16 protein-coding genes and 2 tRNA genes are annotated in these 19,874 nt (G+C 71.6%); 6 read left to right on the forward strand and 12 right to left on the reverse strand.

The genetic code is table 11. From position 1 onward, the window contains the following. The first annotated feature begins 114 nt into the window (after window positions 1-114). The gene (locus PZB77_RS09735) at window positions 115-537 is read left to right on the forward strand and encodes a transcriptional repressor (protein WP_275492174.1); all 423 of its coding nucleotides are present in this window, start codon (window positions 115-117) and stop codon (window positions 535-537) included. Between the two features lie 110 nt (window positions 538-647). Here the strand turns inward: PZB77_RS09735 and PZB77_RS09740 are convergent. The 4 genes from PZB77_RS09740 to PZB77_RS09755 form a co-directional block, all read right to left on the reverse strand. After that, window positions 648-721: transfer RNA gene (locus tag PZB77_RS09740), tRNA-Met, on the reverse strand. A 101-nt stretch (window positions 722-822) separates the two neighbouring features. Continuing rightward, window positions 823-2,904, reverse strand: coding sequence for a tetratricopeptide repeat protein (locus tag PZB77_RS09745; protein WP_275492175.1), 2,082 nt, complete (start codon window positions 2,902-2,904; stop codon window positions 823-825). 226 nt (window positions 2,905-3,130) lie between these two features. Further along, a tRNA-Met gene (locus tag PZB77_RS09750) sits at window positions 3,131-3,204 on the reverse strand. Window positions 3,205-3,246: 42 nt separating this feature from the next. Next, a complete protein-coding gene (locus tag PZB77_RS09755; RefSeq protein WP_275495985.1) occupies window positions 3,247-6,237 on the reverse strand; it encodes a UPF0182 family protein in 2,991 nt (996 codons plus the stop codon). Window positions 6,238-6,364: 127 nt separating this feature from the next. Between PZB77_RS09755 and PZB77_RS09760 the strand changes: the two genes are divergently transcribed. Beyond that, complete coding sequence (locus PZB77_RS09760) at window positions 6,365-6,934, forward strand: PPA1309 family protein (RefSeq protein WP_275492176.1); 570 nt, start codon at window positions 6,365-6,367, stop codon at window positions 6,932-6,934. A gap of 38 nt (window positions 6,935-6,972) precedes the next feature. Here the strand turns inward: PZB77_RS09760 and PZB77_RS09765 are convergent, their stop codons facing one another. The 4 genes from PZB77_RS09765 to PZB77_RS09780 all read right to left on the reverse strand — a co-directional run bounded on the left by PZB77_RS09765 (window position 6,973) and on the right by PZB77_RS09780 (window position 10,406). Further along, window positions 6,973-8,061, reverse strand: a complete 1,089-nt coding sequence (locus PZB77_RS09765; protein WP_275492177.1) for a PDZ domain-containing protein — start codon at window positions 8,059-8,061, stop codon at window positions 6,973-6,975. Between the two features lie 227 nt (window positions 8,062-8,288). Continuing rightward, the gene (locus tag PZB77_RS09770; RefSeq protein ID WP_275492178.1) at window positions 8,289-8,459 is read right to left on the reverse strand and encodes a hypothetical protein; all 171 of its coding nucleotides are present in this window, start codon (window positions 8,457-8,459) and stop codon (window positions 8,289-8,291) included. A 194-nt stretch (window positions 8,460-8,653) separates the two neighbouring features. Further along, window positions 8,654-9,127: a molybdenum cofactor biosynthesis protein MoaE gene (locus PZB77_RS09775; protein WP_275492179.1), complete on the reverse strand. Its 474-nt coding sequence runs from the start codon at window positions 9,125-9,127 to the stop codon at window positions 8,654-8,656. Window positions 9,128-9,263: 136 nt separating this feature from the next. Next, the gene (locus tag PZB77_RS09780) at window positions 9,264-10,406 is read right to left on the reverse strand and encodes an SDR family oxidoreductase (protein ID WP_275492180.1); all 1,143 of its coding nucleotides are present in this window, start codon (window positions 10,404-10,406) and stop codon (window positions 9,264-9,266) included. 192 nt (window positions 10,407-10,598) lie between these two features. Here PZB77_RS09780 and PZB77_RS09785 point away from each other — a divergent pair, with 192 nt between their 5' ends. Further along, window positions 10,599-12,080 (forward strand): zinc-dependent metalloprotease, encoded by a 1,482-nt coding sequence (locus PZB77_RS09785; protein WP_275492181.1) that lies wholly within the window; start codon window positions 10,599-10,601, stop codon window positions 12,078-12,080. Further along, window positions 12,077-12,613, forward strand: coding sequence for an NUDIX hydrolase (locus PZB77_RS09790; protein WP_275492182.1), 537 nt, complete (start codon window positions 12,077-12,079; stop codon window positions 12,611-12,613). The genes PZB77_RS09785 and PZB77_RS09790 overlap by 4 nt, the downstream gene beginning before the upstream one ends. Window positions 12,614-12,709: 96 nt before the next feature. Here the strand turns inward: PZB77_RS09790 and PZB77_RS09795 are convergent, their stop codons facing one another. The 4 genes from PZB77_RS09795 to PZB77_RS09810 form a co-directional block, all read right to left on the reverse strand. Further along, on the reverse strand, window positions 12,710-13,456 hold the full coding sequence (locus PZB77_RS09795) for an AIM24 family protein (protein WP_275492183.1): 747 nt from the start codon (window positions 13,454-13,456) through the stop codon (window positions 12,710-12,712). An 18-nt stretch (window positions 13,457-13,474) separates the two neighbouring features. Then, the gene (locus PZB77_RS09800; RefSeq protein ID WP_275492184.1) at window positions 13,475-14,155 is read right to left on the reverse strand and encodes an AIM24 family protein; all 681 of its coding nucleotides are present in this window, start codon (window positions 14,153-14,155) and stop codon (window positions 13,475-13,477) included. An 11-nt stretch (window positions 14,156-14,166) separates the two neighbouring features. Continuing rightward, window positions 14,167-15,750 (reverse strand): TerD family protein, encoded by a 1,584-nt coding sequence (locus PZB77_RS09805; protein ID WP_275492185.1) that lies wholly within the window; start codon window positions 15,748-15,750, stop codon window positions 14,167-14,169. 107 nt (window positions 15,751-15,857) lie between these two features. Next, a complete protein-coding gene (locus tag PZB77_RS09810) occupies window positions 15,858-16,478 on the reverse strand; it encodes a M48 family metallopeptidase (protein ID WP_275492186.1) in 621 nt (206 codons plus the stop codon). A 222-nt stretch (window positions 16,479-16,700) separates the two neighbouring features. On the opposite strand from PZB77_RS09810, the gene PZB77_RS09815 reads away from it, so the two are divergent. Further along, window positions 16,701-17,843 carry a ThiF family adenylyltransferase gene (locus tag PZB77_RS09815; RefSeq protein ID WP_275492187.1) on the forward strand — a complete coding sequence of 381 codons (1,143 nt, stop codon included), beginning with the start codon at window positions 16,701-16,703 and terminating at the stop codon, window positions 17,841-17,843. 63 nt (window positions 17,844-17,906) lie between these two features. Next, window positions 17,907-19,583 (forward strand): AarF/ABC1/UbiB kinase family protein, encoded by a 1,677-nt coding sequence (locus tag PZB77_RS09820; RefSeq protein WP_275492188.1) that lies wholly within the window; start codon window positions 17,907-17,909, stop codon window positions 19,581-19,583. The last annotated feature ends 291 nt before the right edge of the window (window positions 19,584-19,874 follow it).

Below are 19,874 nucleotides of genomic sequence, written 5' to 3' on the forward strand. Positions count from 1 at the left end.
CCGTTTCCTTGGCTTCTGCCGAGCCCAATCCTACGATGGACTTTGTCTAAGTCAAGCGACCATCCAAAGTCACACTCGTTCAGGACTGGTTCCACCCACTGTTAAGCTGATGCCATGAGCGACCTCCTGGAACGACTCCGTGGACGCGGCTGGCGCATGACGGCGCAACGCCGCGTGGTCGCCGAGGTCCTCGACGGCGAACACGTCCACCTGACCGCGGACGAGGTGCACGCGAGGGCCGTGGACCGGCTCCCGGAGATCTCCCGGGCCACCGTCTACAACACCCTCGGCGAGATGGTGTCGCTGGGCGAGGTGCTGGAGGTCTCCACGGACCGCCGCGCCAAGCGGTACGACCCGAACGCCCGCCGCCCCCACCACCATCTGGTCTGCGCGAGCTGCGGAGCCATCCGGGACGTCCACCCGACCGGCAACCCGCTCGCGGACCTGCCGTCCGAGGAGCGCTTCGGCTTCACGGTGTCCGGCGTCGAGGTGACGTACCGCGGGCTCTGTCCGAACTGTGTGGCACCGGGCGCCTGACCCGGGGCCCTGCCGATCCGGCCGGACGACCTCTCCGGCCGGATCCGCGTGCGGGCGTGAGCGGACACGACGAAGGCCCGGATCCAGTGGATCCGGGCCTTCGTCTTTCGTAGCGGGGACAGGATTTGAACCTGCGACCTCTGGGTTATGAGCCCAGCGAGCTACCGAGCTGCTCCACCCCGCGTCGTTGAATGCAACATTACGTCAGCCGGTCGGCGGTGGCAAATCCATTCAGCGGCCGCGGTGCTCCTGGCGTTCGTGCAGGCCGGGAGCACCGCCACGAGCTCACGCCGTGAGTTCCTGGTGCAGCGCCTCCTGGAGGCGGGCGGCGCGCTCCGCCACCTCGGCCGGTCCCAGCTCGACAGCGCGGGCGCACCAGCGCTGGCCCTCGGTGAGTTCACCCCGGCGGGCGGCGAGCAGGGCGAGCCGGAGTGCCGCCCTGCCGTGGCCGTCATTGGCGGCGCGGCTCCACCAGAGGGCCGCCTCGCGCTCGCTGCCCTCCCGGGCCAGCAGCAGGCCGAGGTTGAAGGCGCCGTTGCGGCTGCCCGCCTCGGCGGCCTCGCGGTACCAGCGCGCGGCGCTCTCCACGTCCCCGCGCGCGGCGCAGAGCATGCCGACCCGGACCTGGGCCCGGCGGTGACCCAGCTCGGCGGCGCGTTCGTACCACTCCTCGCACTCCGACTTCTCCGGCATCGGCTCGCCGAGGACCGGTGTCGCGCGCGGCGGGCGGCGTGCGTCCAGGACTCCGGCCAGCCGGAAGGCGGCCTCGGCGCTGCCCCCGCCGGCCGCGGTGCGCAGGTGGCGTTCGGCCTCCTGGTCCTCGCCCTGGCGCAGGAGTGCCATGGCGACCTGGAGCGCGGCGTCGGTGTGCCCCGCGGCGGCTGCGCGCCGGTACCAGCTCAGCGCGGCGAGGCTTTCGTCCCGGCCGGCGTGCAGGATGCCGAGGTTGAAGGCGGCGTCCACGCTGCCCGCCTCGGCCGCCTTGGAGAACCAGGGTTCGGCGCCCGTCGCGTCCCCGGCCTGCAGGAGCAGCACGGCGAGGGCGTTGGAGGCCTCGCGGTGACCCGCGTAGGCGGCGCGGCGGTACCACTGCTCGGCCTGCGGGGTACGGTCCTGCGCGGCGCAGAGCAGGCCGAGGTTGTACGCGCCGTTGACGTCTCCGGCGTCGAGGGCGGCCCGGTACCAGCGCTCGGCGGTCTGCGGCTCGCCCCGGTCGGCGTGCAGGGCGCCGAGGGCGTTGGCCGCGTTGCCGTCGCCCTCCTGCGCGGCGCGCAGCCACCACACGGCGGCGCTCTCGACGTCGCCCACGTCCCGCAGCAGGAAGCCGAGGGCGCACGCCGCGCGGGCCTCGCCGGCCCGTGCGGAGGTGAGGTACCAGCGCCCGGCCTCCTTGAGCTCGCCCCGCCGCTCCAGAATGGCGCCGAGGTGCAGCGCCGCGCGGGCGTGACCGCGCGCCGCCGCCTGCCGGTACCACTGCTCGGCCTCGCCGAAGCGTCCCTCGGCGGGGCCCGCGACGGGGCTGTCGCCGGAGGCGCCGGCGCCGTTCGTCGCGGACCCGACGGCCTCCGCCGGCAGGCGCCCGAGGCCGAAGGCCTGGTGCGGGTCGTCCACGGCGTTGCGCTCGATGGCCCTGGCCAGGCGGTACGCGGCCTCCCGGTGGCCCTGCTCGGCGGCGGCGCGCAGCCAGCGTTCGGCGCCCACGTCGCTGCGGTGCTCCAGCAGGTCCGCGAGGGCGTAGGCGCCCAGCGCGTGGCCCTGCTCGGCGGACTGGCGCAGCCAGTACTCGGCGCCGGGCTCGTCGCCCCGCTCGCGCAGGAGCCGGCCGAGCGCGTGCGCGGCGGAAGCGGAGCCCGCGACCGCAGCGATGCGCCACCAGCCGGCCGCCTCGTCCGGGTATCCGCGCTGGTGCAGCAGGACCCCGAGGTTGTTGGCGGCGGCCCGGTCGCCGTCGGCGGTGGCGCCGCGCAGGTAGGGCTCCGCGCCGTCGAGATCGCCCCGGCGCAACAGCAGTGCGCCGACGACGCTCATCGAGGCGGTGTCGCCCGCGTCGGCGGCGCGCCGGTGGCGCTCTTCGTCCTCGGTGGTGCCGCTCGCGTCGGCTGCCGCGAGGGCGTCGGCGGCGTCGGTCACATCGGTCGTGTCCAAGGCCTCGGCGGCGTGCGTGCTTCCTGGCGTGACGGTGACCCCCGTCGTCTCGGTGGCCCCGGTGGTGAAGTCGTCGCTGGTCGCGGCCTGTTCGGCGGCCCCCGCCGCCCCGGCGGTGACCACGGCGGATGCCGCGGCCGGCACCCTCTCCGGGTCCCTCGACCGCCGTTGCACAAACCGCCCTGTCTCCAACAGAGTTGCCCTGTCCCCCATAAATACCATCGTCGCACCACCTGTAACCCGCGTACACCTCGTATATCGCGGACAGTGAGGTCACTTCAGCGTTTTGTCGACATGCCCACAGAGAGACAAGTCAAACACGACCCCGCTCCACTGGTGCCCCGCGAACCGCCCTTCACGCCCACTCTCCGCACTCTTGGCACGTCGGGCAAAGCGGCACGGACATGACGAAGGCCCGGATCCAGTGGATCCGGGCCTTCGTCTTTCGTAGCGGGGACAGGATTTGAACCTGCGACCTCTGGGTTATGAGCCCAGCGAGCTACCGAGCTGCTCCACCCCGCGTCGTTGTGTTCAAACAGTACCACGACGCGGGGGTGGGGTTTCTCAGCTGCCCTGGTCGCCGGCCTTTTCCGCCGGGGTGGTGGCGGTGTCCCGGGCGGTGCTGCCGGAGGAGCCCGCACCGCCGGTACCGGTCTCCGAGCCCGTACCGGCGCCGGAGCCGCCCGCGCCGGACTGGGCGTCGGCGGCGGCCTGCAGGGCGTCCTTGAGGTCGTCCTGCGCCTTGCCGTACGCCGTCCAGTCCTGCTTCTCGAGCGCTTCCTGGCCGGCCTCGTACGCCTTCTGGGCGTCCGCGATGGCCTCCTTGAGCGCCGCGTCGCCGGTGGCCGGCGGCTTGGTCGGCTCGGTCGGCTTCGTGGGCTCGGTGGGTTCGGTGGGTTCGGTGGGTTCGGTCGTCTCCCCGTCGACCCCGAAGACCGCGTTGAGCGCCTCCCCGAGGCTGTTCTCGAAGACGATCTTCGACCCGAACGAGGCGGCCACCTTGCGCAGCAACGGGTAGTTCTGGTTGCCACCGCGCGTGTAGACCGGCTCGATGTAGAGGAACCCGCCGTCCAGCGGCACGGTGAGGAGGTTTCCGTACTCGATGTCCGAGTCGGTGCCCTTGAGGTTCCTCACGAACTCGGCGACGTCGTCGTTGCCGTTGAGCTCGCTCTGTACCTGTCCTGGCCCCTTCACCGTGTTGGTGACTCTGAGGAGTCTGATCGTGCCGTAGTCCTTGCTGGCCGCGTCCGCGTCCACCGCCATGAACGCCCCGAGGTCGGGACGGCCCCTCGGGGTGAACGTCGTGGTCAGCGAGAACGTCTGCTGATCCTGGTCCGGCATCTTCATGGAGAGGTAGTACGGCGGAACGGAGCCCGGTTCCTTGTTGGTCGGGTCGTCCGGCACCTGCCACGCGTCACTGCCGCTGTAGAACTGCGCCGGGTTGGTGACGTGGTAGCGGGTCAGCAGCTCGCGCTGGACCTTGAAGAGGTCCTGCGGGTAGCGCAGGTGGTCCATGAGCTCGGCCGGGATGGCGGACCTGTCCTTCACCGTCCCGGGGAACGCCTTGCGCCAGGTCTTGAGGACCGGGTCCTCGGTGTCCCACTCGTAGAGCGTGACGGTGCCGTCGTACGCGTCGACGGTCGCCTTCACCGAGTTGCGGATGTAGTTGACCTGGTTCTGCTGGGCGACGACCGCGCGCTGGTTGGTCGTCAGCGAGTCGGCGGTGGTGTCGCCGAGCGTCGTACGGGAGGCGTACGGGTAGCCGTTCGTCGTGGTGTACGCGTCGACGATCCACTTGATCCGATGGTTGACCACCGCCGGGTAGGCGTCGCCGTCGATGGTCAGCCACGGGGCGACCGACTCGACGCGGTCCTTGGGCGTGCGGTTGTAGAGGATCCGCGAGCCCTCGCCGATGGCCCCCGAGTAGAGGATCTGCGGCTCGCTGAACGAGACCGCGTAGGCGGCACGGTTGAACGCGTTGGCGAGGCTGACCCCGCTGTCACCCTGGTAGCTGGTGGTCTTCTCGCCGTCCTCCTCGTAGTCGAGCTCCTTCTGGGGCCCGCCGACGATGGAGTACTGCTCGGTCTTCTCGCCGTAGTAGATCCGCTGCTCGTACTCGCCGAAGTCGCCCGTGGTCGGCAGTCCGGACTCGGTGAAGTCCGGGGAGCCGACGGGGTTGGTCCCCGTCGTGGTGCCCTTGGCCGCGATGGCGCCGAAGCCGTGGGTGTACGTGAAGTGGTCGTTGATCCAGTTCCGCTTCGGCAGGCCCGCGAGGTTGAGCTCGCGCAGACCCACGACGGTGTCCTGCTCCTTGCCGTCCTCCTCGTAGCGGTCCACGTCCAGCGTCGCCGGGAACTGGTAGTAGTTCCGCTTCTGCTGGAGCTGCTGGAACGCCGGGGAGACGACGTTGGGGTCCATCACGCGGTAACTGGCGGCGGCGTCGGCCTGCCTGCGCAGCGCGGCGCCCTCGGTCTCCGTGCCCTTGCCCGCGTAGTCGTCGACCTGTGCGTCGTCGATGTCGTACGCGTCGCGTGTGGCCTCGATGTTCTTGCTGATGAACGGGGCTTCCTTGGCCTGCTCGTTCGGCTGGACCTGGAACTTCTGGACGATCGCCGGGTAGAGCCCGCCGATCAGGATGGCCGAGAGGACCATCAGCCCGAAGCCGATCACCGGGAGCTGCCAGGTGCGGCGCCAGAGCGTCGCGAAGAAGAGCACCGCGCAGATGGCGGCGATGCAGAACAGGATCGTCTTCGCGGGCAGGTAGGCGTTGGCGTCGACGTACCGCAGGCCGGTCCAGTTGTCGGTGGCCTTGAAGTCGCTCGACTTCACGGCCAGGCCGTACCGGTCGAGCCAGTACGCCACGGCCTTCAGCGAGACGAAGACGCCCAGCAGCACCGAGAGGTGGCCGGTGGCGGCACCGGTCGCGCGGGCACCGGGGCTGGTGATCCGCAGACCGCCGTAGAGGTAGTGCGTCAGGGCCGCGGCGATGAGCGACAGCACGACCGCGGCGAAGCCGAAGCCGAGCAGGAAGCGGTACCACGGCAGGTCGAAGGCGTAGAAGGAGACGTCCAGGTGGAACTGGGGGTCCTTCTTCCCGAAGGAGACGCCGTTGACGTACATCAGCCACGTGCGCCACTGGCCCGAGGCGGAGGCCCCGGAGATCAGCCCGACCAGCGCGGTGACCGCGAGGAGCACCCACTTCTTGAACGGGGCGACACCCATGCGGTAGCGGTCGAGGCTCTGCTGCTCCATCGACATCGCGCTCAGCGGCGGCCGGAGCCGGTACGCGAGCCAGACGTTGAGGCCGACGGCGAGTGCCATCAGCACCCCGAAGACGAGGAAGAGACCGATCTTGGTCCACAGCGTGGTGGTGAAGACCGACGAGTACGAGACCGAGCGGTACCAGAGCCAGTCGGTCCAGAACCCGGCGAACATGATGAAGGCCATACCGAGCGCCGCGAGGACGCCGAGGGTCATGAGGAGGGTACGGGCACGCCGGGACGGGCGGCCGACTCTCATCCGTGGCCCGGTCGGGCCTCCGCCGCGGTCCGGCATCTGGAAAGCCAACGTGCGCACCTCGTACTTCGGGGTCGTGTGGAAAGGGCTCCGCGATCGTAGAACCCTTCCTTGCAACTTACGGACGCTTTACCTAGTTCCCGTTTGCGGTGCGGAAGGAGGCAGGATGTTGGGTATGCCCAACGCTTCTTCCTCAGGTCCTCAGATGGCGGCGAGTCCCCTCACCGTCGCGGTGCTCGAAATCGACGAGTACGCCGCCGGTCTCGGATGGGACCGCCCCGCCCGCCTGTTCGCCCTCGTCGACACCGCCAGCCTGCGCGTGCAGGAGCCGGGCCTCGCCGCCCAGCTCGGTCTCGGCGCGGGCGGTACGGTGCCCGCCGCTTTCACCCCCGTGGAACAGGAGGAGATCCCCTCCGGCAAGCCGCTGGACGAGTTCCTCGCCACGATCGCCTGGCCGGCCGGGGTGGCGGGCTGCGCGCTGACGGTCGAGCGGCTCATGCTGCCGCCGTCCGCCGAGGCCTCCGTGCCCGAAGGGCTCAGCGGCAAGAAGCTGACCGCGTGGGTGGCGGCGCACCCGGAGCGCCAGGAGGTGCGGATGACCGTGGCCGTGCTGCGCGACGGCAGGCGCGAGTCCGCCATCCGGCTGCGGGAGAAGGACTCGGCCAACGAGGTCCTCACCGGTCCGGCGCTCGTCCCGGGGCTGGCCGACGCGCTGGCCGCGACCTTCGAGTCCTGAGGCCGGCGCGGGGCCCCGCGGTGCGGGGCTCCGGCCGGTCAGCCCTTCGAGCAGCTCGGCAGTCCGGCGACGTCGCCGGTGCGGATCTTGTCCAGGGACTTCTTGGCGTCGTCCATCGTCTTGACCCGGACCAGGGTGAGGCCGGACGGGGTGTCGGCCGCCGCGGCGGCGCAGTTGTCGTCGGGGGTGAGGAAGTACCGCGCCCCGGCGTTCCGCGCGCCGACGAGTTTCATGTTGATGCCGCCGATCGGGCCGACCGTGCCGTCGTCGTCGATGGTGCCGGTGCCGGCGACGAACTTCCCGCCGGTCAGCTGACCCGGCGTGAGCTTGTCGACGATGCCCAGCGAGAACATGAGCCCGGCGCTGGGGCCGCCGACGTCGGCGAGGTTGATGTCGATCTCGAACGGGAAGGTGTGGTCGGTCCCCGCCTGGATGCCGACGACGGCGCGGCCGTCGTCGTCCGCCCCGCGGGTGGTGAGGGTGACGTCCTGGGTGCCCTCGGGTTCCTTCCCGGCCTTCTCGGCCGCCGCGGCCCGTTCGGCCGGCACGACCGTGAACGTCACGTCCTGGCCCGCGTCGCGCTTGCTCACCAGTTCGGCGACGTCCGCAGGGTCCTTGACCGCGGTGCCGTCCACCGACTCGATCACGTCGCCCGCGTGGAGTTTGCCCTCGGCCGCGCCGCCCTTGACCACGGTCGACACCACCACACGCGAGGTCACCGGGATGTCCAGCTCCTCCAGGGCGGCGACCTTGGCGCTCTCCTGGGACTGACTGAACTCCTCGGCGTTCTCCTGCGTGGACTGCTCCTCGGTCTTCCCGTCCGGGTAGAGGGTGTCGTGCGGCACGATCACGCTGTCGTGCGCCAGCCAGCCGTACACGGCCTCGACCAGGTTCATGTTGTAGTCCGCACCGGTGACGCGGACCGTCGTCATGTTGAGATGCCCCGACGTCGGGTACGTCTTGCGACCGGAGATCTTCAGTACCGGTTCGCCGTTCGCGTCGCCCAGCGTGTTCACGGTCGGCCCCGGGGACATCTCCGCGTACGGAGCGGGAATCAGCACGCCCACGCAGAGAAGCGCGATGAGGATGAGGGTCGAGGCGAGCATCGTCGCTGTGCGGCGTGGCATGGAACGACAGTACGGTAAGCGCCTGTCGGTGCACCGCCGGGGCCGGTCCGTACGGGGCTCTCGGAGACGGGGCGCCGGGGCGGAGGTCCACGCTCCGCGAAGGGCCCGAGAGCGGCTCCCACAGGACGGACGAAGGGGACGGATCGGACGGAGCGGAGGGGTCACGGGGCGGTGCCCGGTCGGCCCGCCCGTACGTCCGACGCTCTCTCCCCGGTCGCCGTCGTACGTCAGACGGCGTCGGAACCGGAATGCGACTTCTCCATCGCTTCACGGAACCGGGCATACCCGGCGAGCTCGGTGACGTCGCCGGTCGTGCGATTGCGTGCGGCCCAGCCTCCCCATATCGCCGCGCCGAGAGCGGCGAGAAGCGGAATCAAGAGCCATGCGAGTGCTGCCACTGCGACCTCCCTTACTCGATGAGCGACCGTCACCGACGGTCTGCAGATTAACCAGCGGTGCGACCCACGCTGGTGGCAGGGGGGCGGTTACGCAAATCGGGCCTGATCCGCGCCCGTACGGTTTGCGGACGACGGACCCGGGTCCGTTCCCGGGTGAAAGCTCCGGGTCCGTGCGGCAGCCGTTCAGCAGCCGTTCAGCAGGCTCCGACCCACTCCTCGGTGCCGTCCAGGAAGCTCTGGTGCTTCCAGATGGGCACCTCGTGCTTGAGGTCGTCGATGAGCTTGCGGCAGGCGTCGAACGCCTCCGCCCGGTGCGGGCAGGCCACGGCCACCACGACCGCCAGGTCGCCCACGTCCAGTTCACCCACCCGGTGGACGGCGGCCAGCGCGCGGACCGGGTAGTCCGCGGCGACCTTCTCGGCGACCCGGCGCAGTTCGTCCTCGGCGGACGGATGGCAGGAGTAACCGAGCGCCCCCACGTCCTGCCCCCCGTCGTGGTTGCGCACCGTACCGACGAAGAGCGCGATCCCTCCGGCCGCGTCGTCCCCGACCGCACGGAAGACCTCGTCCACGGAGAGCGGGGTCTCGCGGATGGCGAGGAGCCGGAGGGGGTCGGCCGCGGCCTGCTCGCCGGGGTGGCCGCCGGGGTGATCGTGGTGGGATGCCATGGGGCCATGGTGCCGCACCCCGGAGCCGTGACGGAACGCGTTCCGGTGCTTGGGACGACCGTCCGCGGGCCGGAAGGTCCTGGGCCGCGCGGGTCCGGCGCGGTGCCCGGCCGGGTTCGCCGGACACCGCCCGGGGTCAGATACGGCGGCGGGCCTTGCGGGCCCGGCGGACCAGGGCGGCCGTGCCGAGCAGGGCAACCGTCGCCCCGGCGGCCCCCGCCGCGGTGGCGTCCTTGCGGCCGAGCCGGCGCCCCGCCACGGTGCGGCGCCCCTTGACCTCGTCGAGGAGGGCCGTCAGCACGTCCTCGTTGGTCCACCGGGGCCGCCAGCCGGCGTCGTGCAGTCTGCCGACGCTGACCACCCAGGGGTGCATCGTGTAGGCGAGGTCGCCGGCGGGTGAGGGGGTCAGTCCGATCCGGTGCAGCCGGGCGGCGGCGCCCAGCGCGACCGCCGAGGGCAGCTCCATCCGGCGCACCCCGCTGAGCTCCTCGACCTGCTCCTGCTCCAGCCATCCGTCGCAGCCGACCGCGAACTCCCCGTCGATCTTCTCCAGGGCCGCGTACTCCAGGGCGCTGACCAGGTCCTCCACGTGGCAGAACTGCCAGGTGGGACGCGATCCGGCGACGACCAGGAGACGGGGGGACTCGAAGTAGCGGGTGAGCGCGGTGTCCGTGCCGCCGACCAGGACGGCCGGGCGGACGACGGTGACGTTGAGGCCGGGGTGGGCGCGCGGGGCACGGCGGCCCAGGCGTTCGATCTCCAGCAGGTCGCCGACGCCGGTGGCCTCGGCCGTGGCGCGCAGTTCGGCGTCTTCGGAGAGGGGCACGTCGTTGTCGGGCAGGGCCCCGTAGACCATCGCGGAGGTGCAGAGCACGACCCGGTGGACGCCCACGGCCGCGGCGGCGGTCAGCACGGTCTGGGTACCGCGCACGTTGTACGCCGTACGGGCCGCCGCGTCGGTCTCCAGATCGAGGTCGACAGCGAGGTGCACCACGACGTCCGCGCCCCGCAGCTTCTCGGCGATGGCGGGGTCCCGTACGTCCAGGACGTGCCAGGTCACCCCGGGCACGTCCGCGCGCCGCTCGTCGAGCGCGACGACCTTCCCGATGTCGTCCGACGCGGCGAGGTGCGCGGTCAGCAGCGCGCCCACTCCGCTCGCCGCGCCGGTGACCACGACGACGGGGCCCCGCTTGCCGGAGATGTTTTTCGCGGGTTTCGTGCCGGTCGTGGGGTCGGTCAGGTTTCGCGCTCCGCGAACCTGCGGATCTGGGGAACTCACCAGGCGTCTCCAGCGGTTGTCTTCAGTACGTACCCCAGCGGGGCGTGCGTACCTGGTGTCGTCCATCCTGCCGCAGCCCGCGTCCCGGCGGAGCACTGAGCCCCTGAGCCGGAGCGGGTGTCTACGCTGGATGGTGACAAGCCGGGCATCGCCGCCGGTTCCAGCCGGCGGCCCTACGAGCCGAGGAAACCCGTGAGCGACACCCCATTCGGATTCGGCCTTCCGCCGGAGGAGCCGGAGAACGGCGACGGCAAGAAGAAGGACCCCATCGAAGGTGGGCAGGGTCAGAGCGGGCCGGCGAACCCGTTCGGCTTCGGGCCCGGTGGTGCCGGGGACAATCCGTTCGCGGCCATGTTCGGTTCGATGAACCCGAACGACCTGGGCGCCGCCTTCCAGCAGCTCGGCCAGATGCTGAGCTACGAGGGCGGTCCGGTGAACTGGGACATGGCCCGCCAGATCGCCCGCCAGACGGTGTCGCAGGGCACCCAGGACGGCAGCAAGGACGCCAGTGTCGGACCGGCCGAGCGCGCCGCGGTCGACGAGGCCCTGCGGCTGGCCGACCACTGGCTGGACGGCGTGACCTCGCTGCCCTCCGGCGCGGTCACCACCGTGGCGTGGAGCCGTGCGGAGTGGGTCGAGGCCTCCCTTCCGGCTTGGAAGCAGCTGGTCGATCCGGTCGCCGAGCGGGTCGGCATCGCCATGGGCGAGGTGCTGCCCGAGGAGATGCAGGCGATGGCCGGCCCGTTGATCGGCATGATGCGGTCGATGGGCGGCGCCATGTTCGGCCAGCAGATCGGGCAGGCGGTGGGTGTCCTCGCCGGTGAGGTCGTCGGTTCCACCGACATCGGGCTGCCGCTCGGTCCCGCGGGCAAGGCGGCGCTGCTGCCGCTGAACGTCGAGCGCCTCGGCAAGGACCTGAGCGTCCCGCTGGACGAGGTGCGGCTCTACCTCGCCCTGCGCGAGGCCGCCCACCAGCGTCTCTTCGCGCACGTTCCGTGGCTGCGCTCCCACCTCTTCGGCGCCGTGGAGTCCTACGCCCGCGGCATCAAGGTCGACACCTCCAAGCTGGAGGACGTCGTCGGGCAGTTCGATCCCTCCGAACCCCAGCAGCTGCAGGACGCGCTGCAGCAGGGCATGTTCCAGCCGGAGGACACCCCGGAGCAGAAGGCCTCGCTGGCCCGGTTGGAGACGGCGCTCGCCCTGGTCGAGGGGTGGGTGGACGCGGTGGTCCACGAGGCGGCGAAGCCCCGTCTGGGATCCGCCGACGCACTGCGCGAGACGATGCGCCGGCGCCGTGCCTCCGGTGGCCCCGCGGAGCAGACCTTCGCCACGCTCATCGGGCTGAAGCTGCGTCCGCGCCGGCTGCGGGACGCCTCGCGCCTGTGGGCCTCGCTCACCGACGCCCGGGGCCTCGAAGGCCGCGACGGCCTCTGGGAGCACCCGGACATGCTGCCGACCGCCCAGGACCTGGACGACCCGGACGGCTTCGTCCACCACGAGCAGCTGGACTTCTCCGAGCTCGACAAGATGCTCGGTGAGGCCGCGAGCGGCGGCACGAAGGCCCCCGGCACGGCCCCCTCCGAGCCGGAGGACGCGGCGGCCGAGGACGCCGCCGGCGCCGAGGGTGACGAGGACGGCGACGGCTCCGGCCCGAAGGGCGACACGGACCGGTGAGCCTGCATGACGACGCCGCCCTCGTGCTGAAGACGTACGAGGGCGGGGGCGAGGCCGGCCAGGCGGAGCTGCGCCGGAGCTACCTCGACCATCTGGACGCCCACCCGGACGGGATGTGGAAGGCCTGCGGAGCGGGGCACCTGACCGCCAGCGCGCTGGTGATCGACCCGGCGGCGGGGCGCGTGCTGCTGACCCTGCACCGGAAGCTCGGTATGTGGCTGCAGATGGGCGGCCACTGCGAGCCGGAGGACGCCACCCTCGCGCAGGCGGCGCTGCGGGAGGCGACGGAGGAGTCCGGGATCGACGGCCTGATCCTCCTGGCGGGCGGCCCGGTGCGCCTGGACCGCCACCCGATTCCGGCCCCGTGCCACTGGCACCTCGACGTCCAGTACGCCGCGCTGGCCCCGTCCGGTGCCACCCAGCGGATCAGTGAGGAGTCGCTGGATCTGCGCTGGTTCGCCTACGACGAGGTGGCCGGGGTGGCCGACGCCTCGGTGGTCCGGCTGCTGGAGGCGGCGCGCGCGGCGCTCTGACCCATCCCGCGCACGGCGCAGGGGGCGGCCCTCCGGTCCGGAGGAGCCGCCCCCTGTCGCTGGGGTGCGGGACGCGCCGCGGTCACTTCGGGCCGGTCAGTTCCAGGCGTTGTTCTGGTTCTGGTTCTGCGAGCCCACGCCGTACTGGCCGCGGACGCCCTGGCCGATCTGGGCGCTCTGCGGCGGCAGGACCTCGCTGGGCTGGACCAGCGCGAAGCCCTCGCCGAGGAAGCTCAGCTCCCAGCCCTCGCCGGTGTTGCCCCGTCGGCGCATGACGCCCGAGGAGTGCGTCTGCGCCTGCATCTGGACCCGGAGCGAGCTGGACCAGGCGACGATCGCGTCGGCGTCGGCGTTGACGTACTTGTCCGGTGTGACCTGGAGCATCAACGGCTGACCGGAGGTCATCAGCGCGACCTTGCCGGTGCCGGTGATGTTGAGCTGGTACTTGCCGGTGCCCGAGATGCCGTACTGGCTGTCCACCGCGATGACCTCGGTGTGCAGTGAGGAGTCGAGCGCCAGGACGTAGGCGCTGTCGACCGTCATCCCCGCGTGGTCGACGTCCACCACGTGGATGTACTGGGCGAGGTTGGCGAAGTAGACGGTGCCCTGGCCGGTGCAGCGCATCAGTTCGAGGCCCTCGCCCGTGCGGGCGCGCGCGTTGCGCTGGGAGCTCGACTGGTACTCCCCGTCGAACTCCATCAGCCCCTGGTAGGCGACCATGGCGCCCTTGCGGGCGAGCACGGCGTCACTGCCCGTCAGGGAGACCCGCAGCAGCTGCGGGTTCTGCACGGTGTACCGCTCCGAGGACTGCTGCTCGGTGTGGGCGAAAAGCGGACTCTGCATGGTGTTTCCCTCCTCCCTTCAGGACCGGACGCGCAGGCGGTCGGTGCTGTCCTCGCTCGGCTGGACGACGACGATTCCCTGGCCCGAGAAGGCCATCTGGTACGCCTCGCCGCTGCCGCGGCCGATGAGCGCGCCCGCCTTGAAGCTGCGCTTGCCCTTGACCTTCAGGTTCGGCGACCAGGCGACGAGTGCGTCCGGGTCGACGTACGTCTCGTCCTCGCCGCGTCCGCAGTCGACCACGATCGGGGTGCCGCGGGAGGTGATGGCCACCCATCCGGTGCCTTCCACGACCACGTTCCACAGGCCCTGGCCGGCGAACTTCGCCATTCCCTTGACCTTCTCCACGCCCCAGCCCAGATGGGCGTCGAAGGCGAGGAGATTGGTGCCGTTGACCGAGATGGACTCGTTGGCGAGGTTGATGACGACCACGTCGGCGCCGTAGTCGGCGAGGTAGAGCAGCCCGTCGCCGGAGCACTTCATGACGGGGGCGCCCTCGCCGGTGACCCACTGGGAGGCGATCTGCCGGACGGCGGGCGGGTTGGGCTCGTACTGGATGAAGCCTTCGTAGGCCACCATCGAGCCCGGACGGGCGTAGAGGTCCTGGCCGGTGGCCATGGCCACCTTGAGCATCGAGTGGCCGTGGTTCTCCATCCGTGCGGTGACGGGGGTCGGGGCGTAGCCCGCGAGTTGCTGGTTCATGGCAGGCTCCCTCAGACCTCGTAGGGCTGGACGACGATGAAGTTGCCGGGCGCTCCCCGGAACTGGAGGTTCACGGTCTCCCCGCTGTGCCCGGGGTACGCGTTGCGGCGCAGCCGGACCTGGCTGGAGATGATGACCTGGGCGGCGGACGACCAGGCGACGACGGCGTTGCAGTCGGCGAAGGTGGTCGGTGTCACCGGCAGGACGACCGGCACACCGCGGGTCTTGACGACCACGGTGCCGGTGCCCTGGAACTGCATGGTGAACAGGGCTCCGCCGGGGATGCCGTGGCCCTCCACCCTGCGGACCTCGTACTGGAGCGACTCGTCGAAGGCCAGGACGTTCTCCGCGGAGACGCAGATGCCGTCGCCCTGGAGCTCGATGGGGTGCAGGTGGGCGCCGTCCTCGGCGAGGAAGACCTGCCCGCGGCCGGTGCAGCGCATCAGCTGCATCTCCTGGCCGGTGGCGTTGCCGACCACCCGGCCGGTGAACCCGGCGCTCTTGTATCCGAAGTCGACCTTGCCCTGGTACATCACCATGCTGCCCTGACGGGCGAGTACGGGGTTGCCGCCGAGCGTGAGATCGACCCGCATGAGCTGCTGGTTCTGCGGCGTCCACCGCTGGCCGGTCGGCTTCTCCTTGTACGGCTGGAGCGCCGCGCCGAGTCCGGCTCCGGTCGCCGGAGCGCCCTGCGGAACCCCTTGCGGGAGCCCACCGGGGGGTTGCCCGCCGAACGGCTGCGCGGGCTGCTGGCCGAACTGCGGCTGCCCGTAACCCTGCGGGGGCTGCTGGCCGTACGGCGGTGCGGGCGGCTGCTGACCGTACGGCGGGGCGCCCTGTCCGGGGATCTGACCGAACTGCGGCTGGGGCGGCTGGCCGTACGGGGCGGGGGCCTGGGGTGCGAGGGGAGCCGCGACCGTGGGCGCCGCGTGCATCGGCTGCGGCGCCGGCGATCCGAACGACGGCGCGGGCTGCGGGGTCGCGGGTGCGCCGAAGGCCGGCGGTGCGGAGGCCTGGGCCGGTGCGCCGAAGGAGGGCGCCGCCTGCTGGGGAGCGGCCGGCGTCTCTTCGGCGACCTCGCCGCCGAAATTGCGCAGGAGCGCGTCGAGTCCGCCGTCGAAGCCCTGGCCGACGGCCGCGAACCGCCAGACGTCCTTCAGGTAGAAATCGCCCAGCATCACTGCGCGCTCGGTGGTGAATTCGGAGCCGGTGAAGGCGTAGCGCACCACTTCTTCACCGCCCGCGACGATCCGGATGTATCCGGGGCCGACCTGCGACATCTGGCCGGCGCCGTCGACGGTCGCGGTGAACGACAACTTGAGGATGTTGGCCGGAATACGATCCAGCGTCACCCGGAACGACTCGGTGTCGCCGGACTGCGCGCCGAGAAGCTGAATGGACTCCTCGGGTGATTTCGGCTGATTGAAGAAGATGAAATACCGGTCGTCCGACAGCTGTTCATCGGCGTCGAGACCGAAGCAGCTGATGTCGAAGGTCAGTCCTGGGCCCGCGATCTGCACGCCTACGTACAGATCCGTCCCCGACGTGAGATCACTGATCTTGGCCTTGTGGCCGCGTTGGAATTCCCTGGCCATGCGTAACGACCGTCCCCCATCCCGAATGTGAATGCGTCGCGTCAGGCTATCCGCAAACTACGACATCGAGCCAAGCCGGTACACATTCGGTACAGAGCCGGTGGTCGTCACTCCTCCCGGGCGGTGGGCAGATGCGGCAGCCGGTCCGCCGCCACGACGCCCTCGAGGTACCCCCGGGCCCGTTCGGTGCGCGGATACGTCTCCAGCAGACGCCAGAAGCCGGGGCCGTGGCCGGGCACGAGGAGGTGCGCGAGCTCGTGGACGAGCACGTAGTCGACGACGTACTCCGGCATGCCCTGCAGCCGGTGCGAGAGCCGGATGCTGCCCTCGGCGGGGGTGCACGAGCCCCAGCGGGTGTTCTGGTTGGTGACCCAGCGGACCGAGACGGGCCGGGCCCGTCCTTCGAGGTACAGGTCGGACAGGCGGGCGGCGCGCTCCACGAGCGCGCCGTCGCCGAGCACCCGCCGGCTCTCCTGCGCCGCCAGCTTGTCGAGCATCACGCCGACCCAGCGGCGTTCTTCGGCTTCCGACATCCGGGCGGGGATCAGCACGATCGTGCGGTCGCCCTCGCGGTAGGCGGACACCGTCCTGCGGCGCCGGTCGCTCCTGCGCACCTCCACCGCGCTCTTGGCGGCTGTGCGGATCGGGCGGGTGGCCCCGCGCTGCAGGGCAGCGGCGGAGCGCGCGGGAGTCTCCCCGGCGAGGCCGGGAGACGGGTCGGCGGGCACGCCCCGACGTTACCCGCTGTTCCCGGCGGAAGTCCCGCCTCCTCCGCAGTTCGTCGACGATCCCCCCAGGAAGCACACCATTTGAACGACTAATTCCCTCCCCTGTGGATAACTTTCGACGGGTTTCACGCTCCCACGGCATTCTGTGAGCGGAGAGACCGGCTGGAGAAGACCGGCCGACGACCCGTCAGAGAAGCGACCCGACCGCAAAGGAGAAAAAGGATGCACCCGATGCTGAAGCCCGCACTGCGCCGCGCCTGGCGTGGGCGGAGCACCGTGCAATTCGGAGTCACCCCCGCACACGCGGTCACGTTCGGTCCTCTGGATATCGCCACGGGGAGTTTCCTGGAGCTGCTCGACGGCACCCGAGGGCTGCCCCTGCTGAAGGAGGAGGCGCGCTCGCTGGATCTGGCGGAGCGCCACGTGGACCTCCTCGTGGAGCGACTGGCGGGCGCCGGTCTCCTGGACGATCCGCACGCGGCGGGCCCGGAGTCCGAGGCGTTACGCCGCCGGGCCGACGTCCTGGACCGCCAGCGGTCGGACGCCGCCTCGCTCTCCGTGGTGCACCCCGAGCCGGGAAGCGCGGTCCGCCGGCTCGCCGCGAGGCGGGCGATGCGCGTCCAGGTCCGGGGCGCCGGGCGGGTCGGGGCGGCGATCGCGGCCCTGCTCTCGGGATCGGGCGTCGGACGGGTGGACGTGCTGGACGGCGGTCTCACGGAGCCCTGGGACGTGGCTCCCGGAGGCCTGCCGCCCTCGGCCGTCGGTGAACGCCGCGATGCCTCGGCCCGTCGGCTGGTGCGCCAGTCGGCCGCGGGAGGCCAGCCGCGCACCGCGGAGTCGGACTCGGGGCGGGAGGGCAGCGGCCCCGGACTCTCCCTGGTCGTGGTCGCGCCGCGGGACGGCCTCGCGGTGTACGCGCCCGACCCGGGGACGGCCGAGCCATGGATCTCCGCGGGCATCCCTCATCTGTACGCGGGAGTGATCGAAGCCACCGGCGTGGTCGGCCCGCTGGTGCTGCCCGGCGGTACCGGGTGCGCGGGCTGCCTGGGTCTGCGCCGGGCGGACCAGGACGCGCAGTGGCCGCGTCTGGTGGCACAGTGGCGGACCGGGCGCCGGGGCGCGGTGCCGGCGTGCGACCTCGCTCTGTCGGCGGCGGTGGCCGGGCTCGCCGCGTCGCACGCCCTCTCTTTCCTGGACGGTGAACTCCCGGCGACCACGGGCGCCCGCTGGGAAGCCGCGCTGCCTCTCCTGGAGTGGCGCGGCGAACGCATCGCACCCCATCAGGCGTGTGTGTGCGGTGCTGCTCGCGCCACCGGGGTGCTCTCCCCCGCCTCGGGCTCGGCTCACGACACAATGGCCGGGTGACAGCCGTCGTCGGGATGATGCGAAGGGCGCACCGGCACCGCAGTTCACGAACTGGAGGAGCACATGTCTGATCTTCCCCGCAAGGCGGTCACCCGTACCGCGAAACTGGCCGCGCTCCCGTTCGGGTTCGCCGGCCGCGCCACCTGGGGCCTCGGCAAACGGCTCGGCGGCAGATCGGCCGAGCTGGTCGCCCGTGAGGTGCAGCAGCGGACGGCGGACCAGCTCTTCAAGACCCTGGGCGAGCTGAAGGGCGGTGCCATGAAGCTGGGGCAGGCGCTCTCCGTCTTCGAGTCGGCCCTGCCCGAGGAGGTGGCCGGACCGTACCGGGCGGCGTTGACGAAGCTGCAGGAGGCCGCTCCCCCGATGCCGGTGCGGACGGTTCACGGCGTGCTGGAGGAGGCCCTCGGTACGGGCTGGCGCGACCTCTTTCTCTCGTTCGACGACCAGCCGGCGGCTGCGGCCTCCATCGGACAGGTGCACCGCGGGGTCTGGCTCGACGGGCGCGACGTCGCCGTGAAGGTGCAGTATCCGGGCGCCGGAGAGGCACTGCTCTCGGATCTCACCCAACTCAGCAGGTTCGCGCGGCTGCTCGGGCCGCTGGTCCCCGGCGTGGACATCAAGCCGTTGATCAAGGAGATGCGCGACCGGGTGTCGGAGGAGCTGGACTACGCCCTGGAGGCGCGGGCTCAGGAGGAGCACGCGGCGGAGTTCGCGGACGACCCCGATGTGGTGGTCCCGGGGGTGGTGCTCCATTCGGACCGGGTGCTGGTGACGGAGTGGATGGACGGCATCCCGCTCTCCGAGGTGATCGAGCGGGGGACACCGGAGCAGCGGGACCGGGCGGGCCAGTTGCTCGCGCGTTTCCTCTTCTCGGGGCCGGCCCGCACCGGTCTGCTCCATGCCGACCCGCACCCGGGCAACTTCCGGCTCCTGCCGCCCGTCGGCGAGCCGGTCGAAAAGTGGGCCGGGGAGCGCGGATCGGCCGGGAAGCCCGGATCGGCGGGAACGCCCCACGGGACCTCCGCCGGGGCGTCCCCGGAGGAAGGGGCGCTCGCACCGTCCCCGAGGGACGTGACGGGCCCGGACGACTCCCGGGAGTGGCGGCTCGGTGTGCTGGACTTCGGCACCGTCGACCGGTTGCCGGGCGGACTGCCCGACATCATCGGCGAGACGTTGCGGATGACGCTGCGGGGTGAGGCGGAGACGGTCTACGCGACGCTCCGTCGGGCGGGGTTCGTGCCGGAATCGGTGGATCTCGACCCGGAAGCGGTCCTCGGTTATCTGCTTCCCGTCATCGAACCGGCGCGGGGGGAGGAGTTCACCTTCAGCCGATCGTGGCTTCGCACCCAGGCGGCTCGGATCGCCGATCCTCGCTCTCCCGCCCACCAGCTCGGCAGGCAGTTGAACCTCCCCCCGTCCTACCTCCTCATACACCGGGTGACGCTGAGCACGATCGGCGTGCTCTGCCAGTTGGGCGCGACGGTGCGGCTACGGGAGGAGCTCGATGCGTGGCTGCCCGGCTTCCTGAGCCCCGACGAGGTCTACGGCGGGGACGACGCGGACGGTCGTGATGACGGGGACGGCCCGGAGAACGAGGGCTCTCCGACTGACTCGCCCGGCGAACCGGGTGGTCACACGGACTCCCTTCCCCTCGCCAAGGAGGAGTCCGGGGAGTCCGGGGGGTCCGGGGAGTCCGGGGAGGGGAAAGTACGGCGGGCGCGGGCGACCGAGGAGGTGTAGCGAGGTAGCGGGACACCCTGGGGGCGGAGGGACGATGCGGATGGCCTGCGGTGGCAGGGCCGGGGCTCGTCGAGCGGATGTCACGGCCGTGCGGATGCCGGCTGGCTCGTGTCCGGCCGCCGCCGTCGCGCCGGCGCACCGCTTGTCGGCGCGACCGATGGGCAGCCCTTGGTCCGCCTCCGCGGCGGCCGCCGGAGCGCTCGCCGGGTCTGTCTCCGCGGCGGCCCACGGCGGGCTCCGCGTCGGCCGAGCCCGGAGGGCAGGGCTGCCTCGCCGACCGGCGGGTCAGCC

The sequence above is a fragment of the Streptomyces sp. AM 2-1-1 genome (assembly GCF_029167645.1).
Classification (GTDB): Bacteria; Actinomycetota; Actinomycetes; order Streptomycetales; family Streptomycetaceae; genus Streptomyces.

Bases quoted from the DNA above. Each gene is read 5' to 3' on its own strand.
- PZB77_RS09820 (WP_275492188.1), top strand. From the start codon at position 17,907: ATGTCTGATCTTCCCCGCAAGGCGGTCACCCGTACCGCGAAACTGGCC.
- PZB77_RS09755 (WP_275495985.1), bottom strand. From the start codon at position 6,237: ATGCCGGACCGCGGCGGAGGCCCGACCGGGCCACGGATGAGAGTCGGC.
- PZB77_RS09745 (WP_275492175.1), bottom strand. From the start codon at position 2,904: ATGGTATTTATGGGGGACAGGGCAACTCTGTTGGAGACAGGGCGGTTT.
- PZB77_RS09800 (WP_275492184.1), bottom strand. From the start codon at position 14,155: ATGAACCAGCAACTCGCGGGCTACGCCCCGACCCCCGTCACCGCACGG.
- PZB77_RS09815 (WP_275492187.1), top strand. From the start codon at position 16,701: ATGCACCCGATGCTGAAGCCCGCACTGCGCCGCGCCTGGCGTGGGCGG.
- PZB77_RS09805 (WP_275492185.1), bottom strand. From the start codon at position 15,750: ATGGCCAGGGAATTCCAACGCGGCCACAAGGCCAAGATCAGTGATCTC.
- PZB77_RS09765 (WP_275492177.1), bottom strand. From the start codon at position 8,061: ATGCCACGCCGCACAGCGACGATGCTCGCCTCGACCCTCATCCTCATC.
- PZB77_RS09775 (WP_275492179.1), bottom strand. From the start codon at position 9,127: ATGGCATCCCACCACGATCACCCCGGCGGCCACCCCGGCGAGCAGGCC.
- PZB77_RS09760 (WP_275492176.1), top strand. From the start codon at position 6,365: ATGTTGGGTATGCCCAACGCTTCTTCCTCAGGTCCTCAGATGGCGGCG.
- PZB77_RS09735 (WP_275492174.1), top strand. From the start codon at position 115: ATGAGCGACCTCCTGGAACGACTCCGTGGACGCGGCTGGCGCATGACG.
- PZB77_RS09795 (WP_275492183.1), bottom strand. From the start codon at position 13,456: ATGCAGAGTCCGCTTTTCGCCCACACCGAGCAGCAGTCCTCGGAGCGG.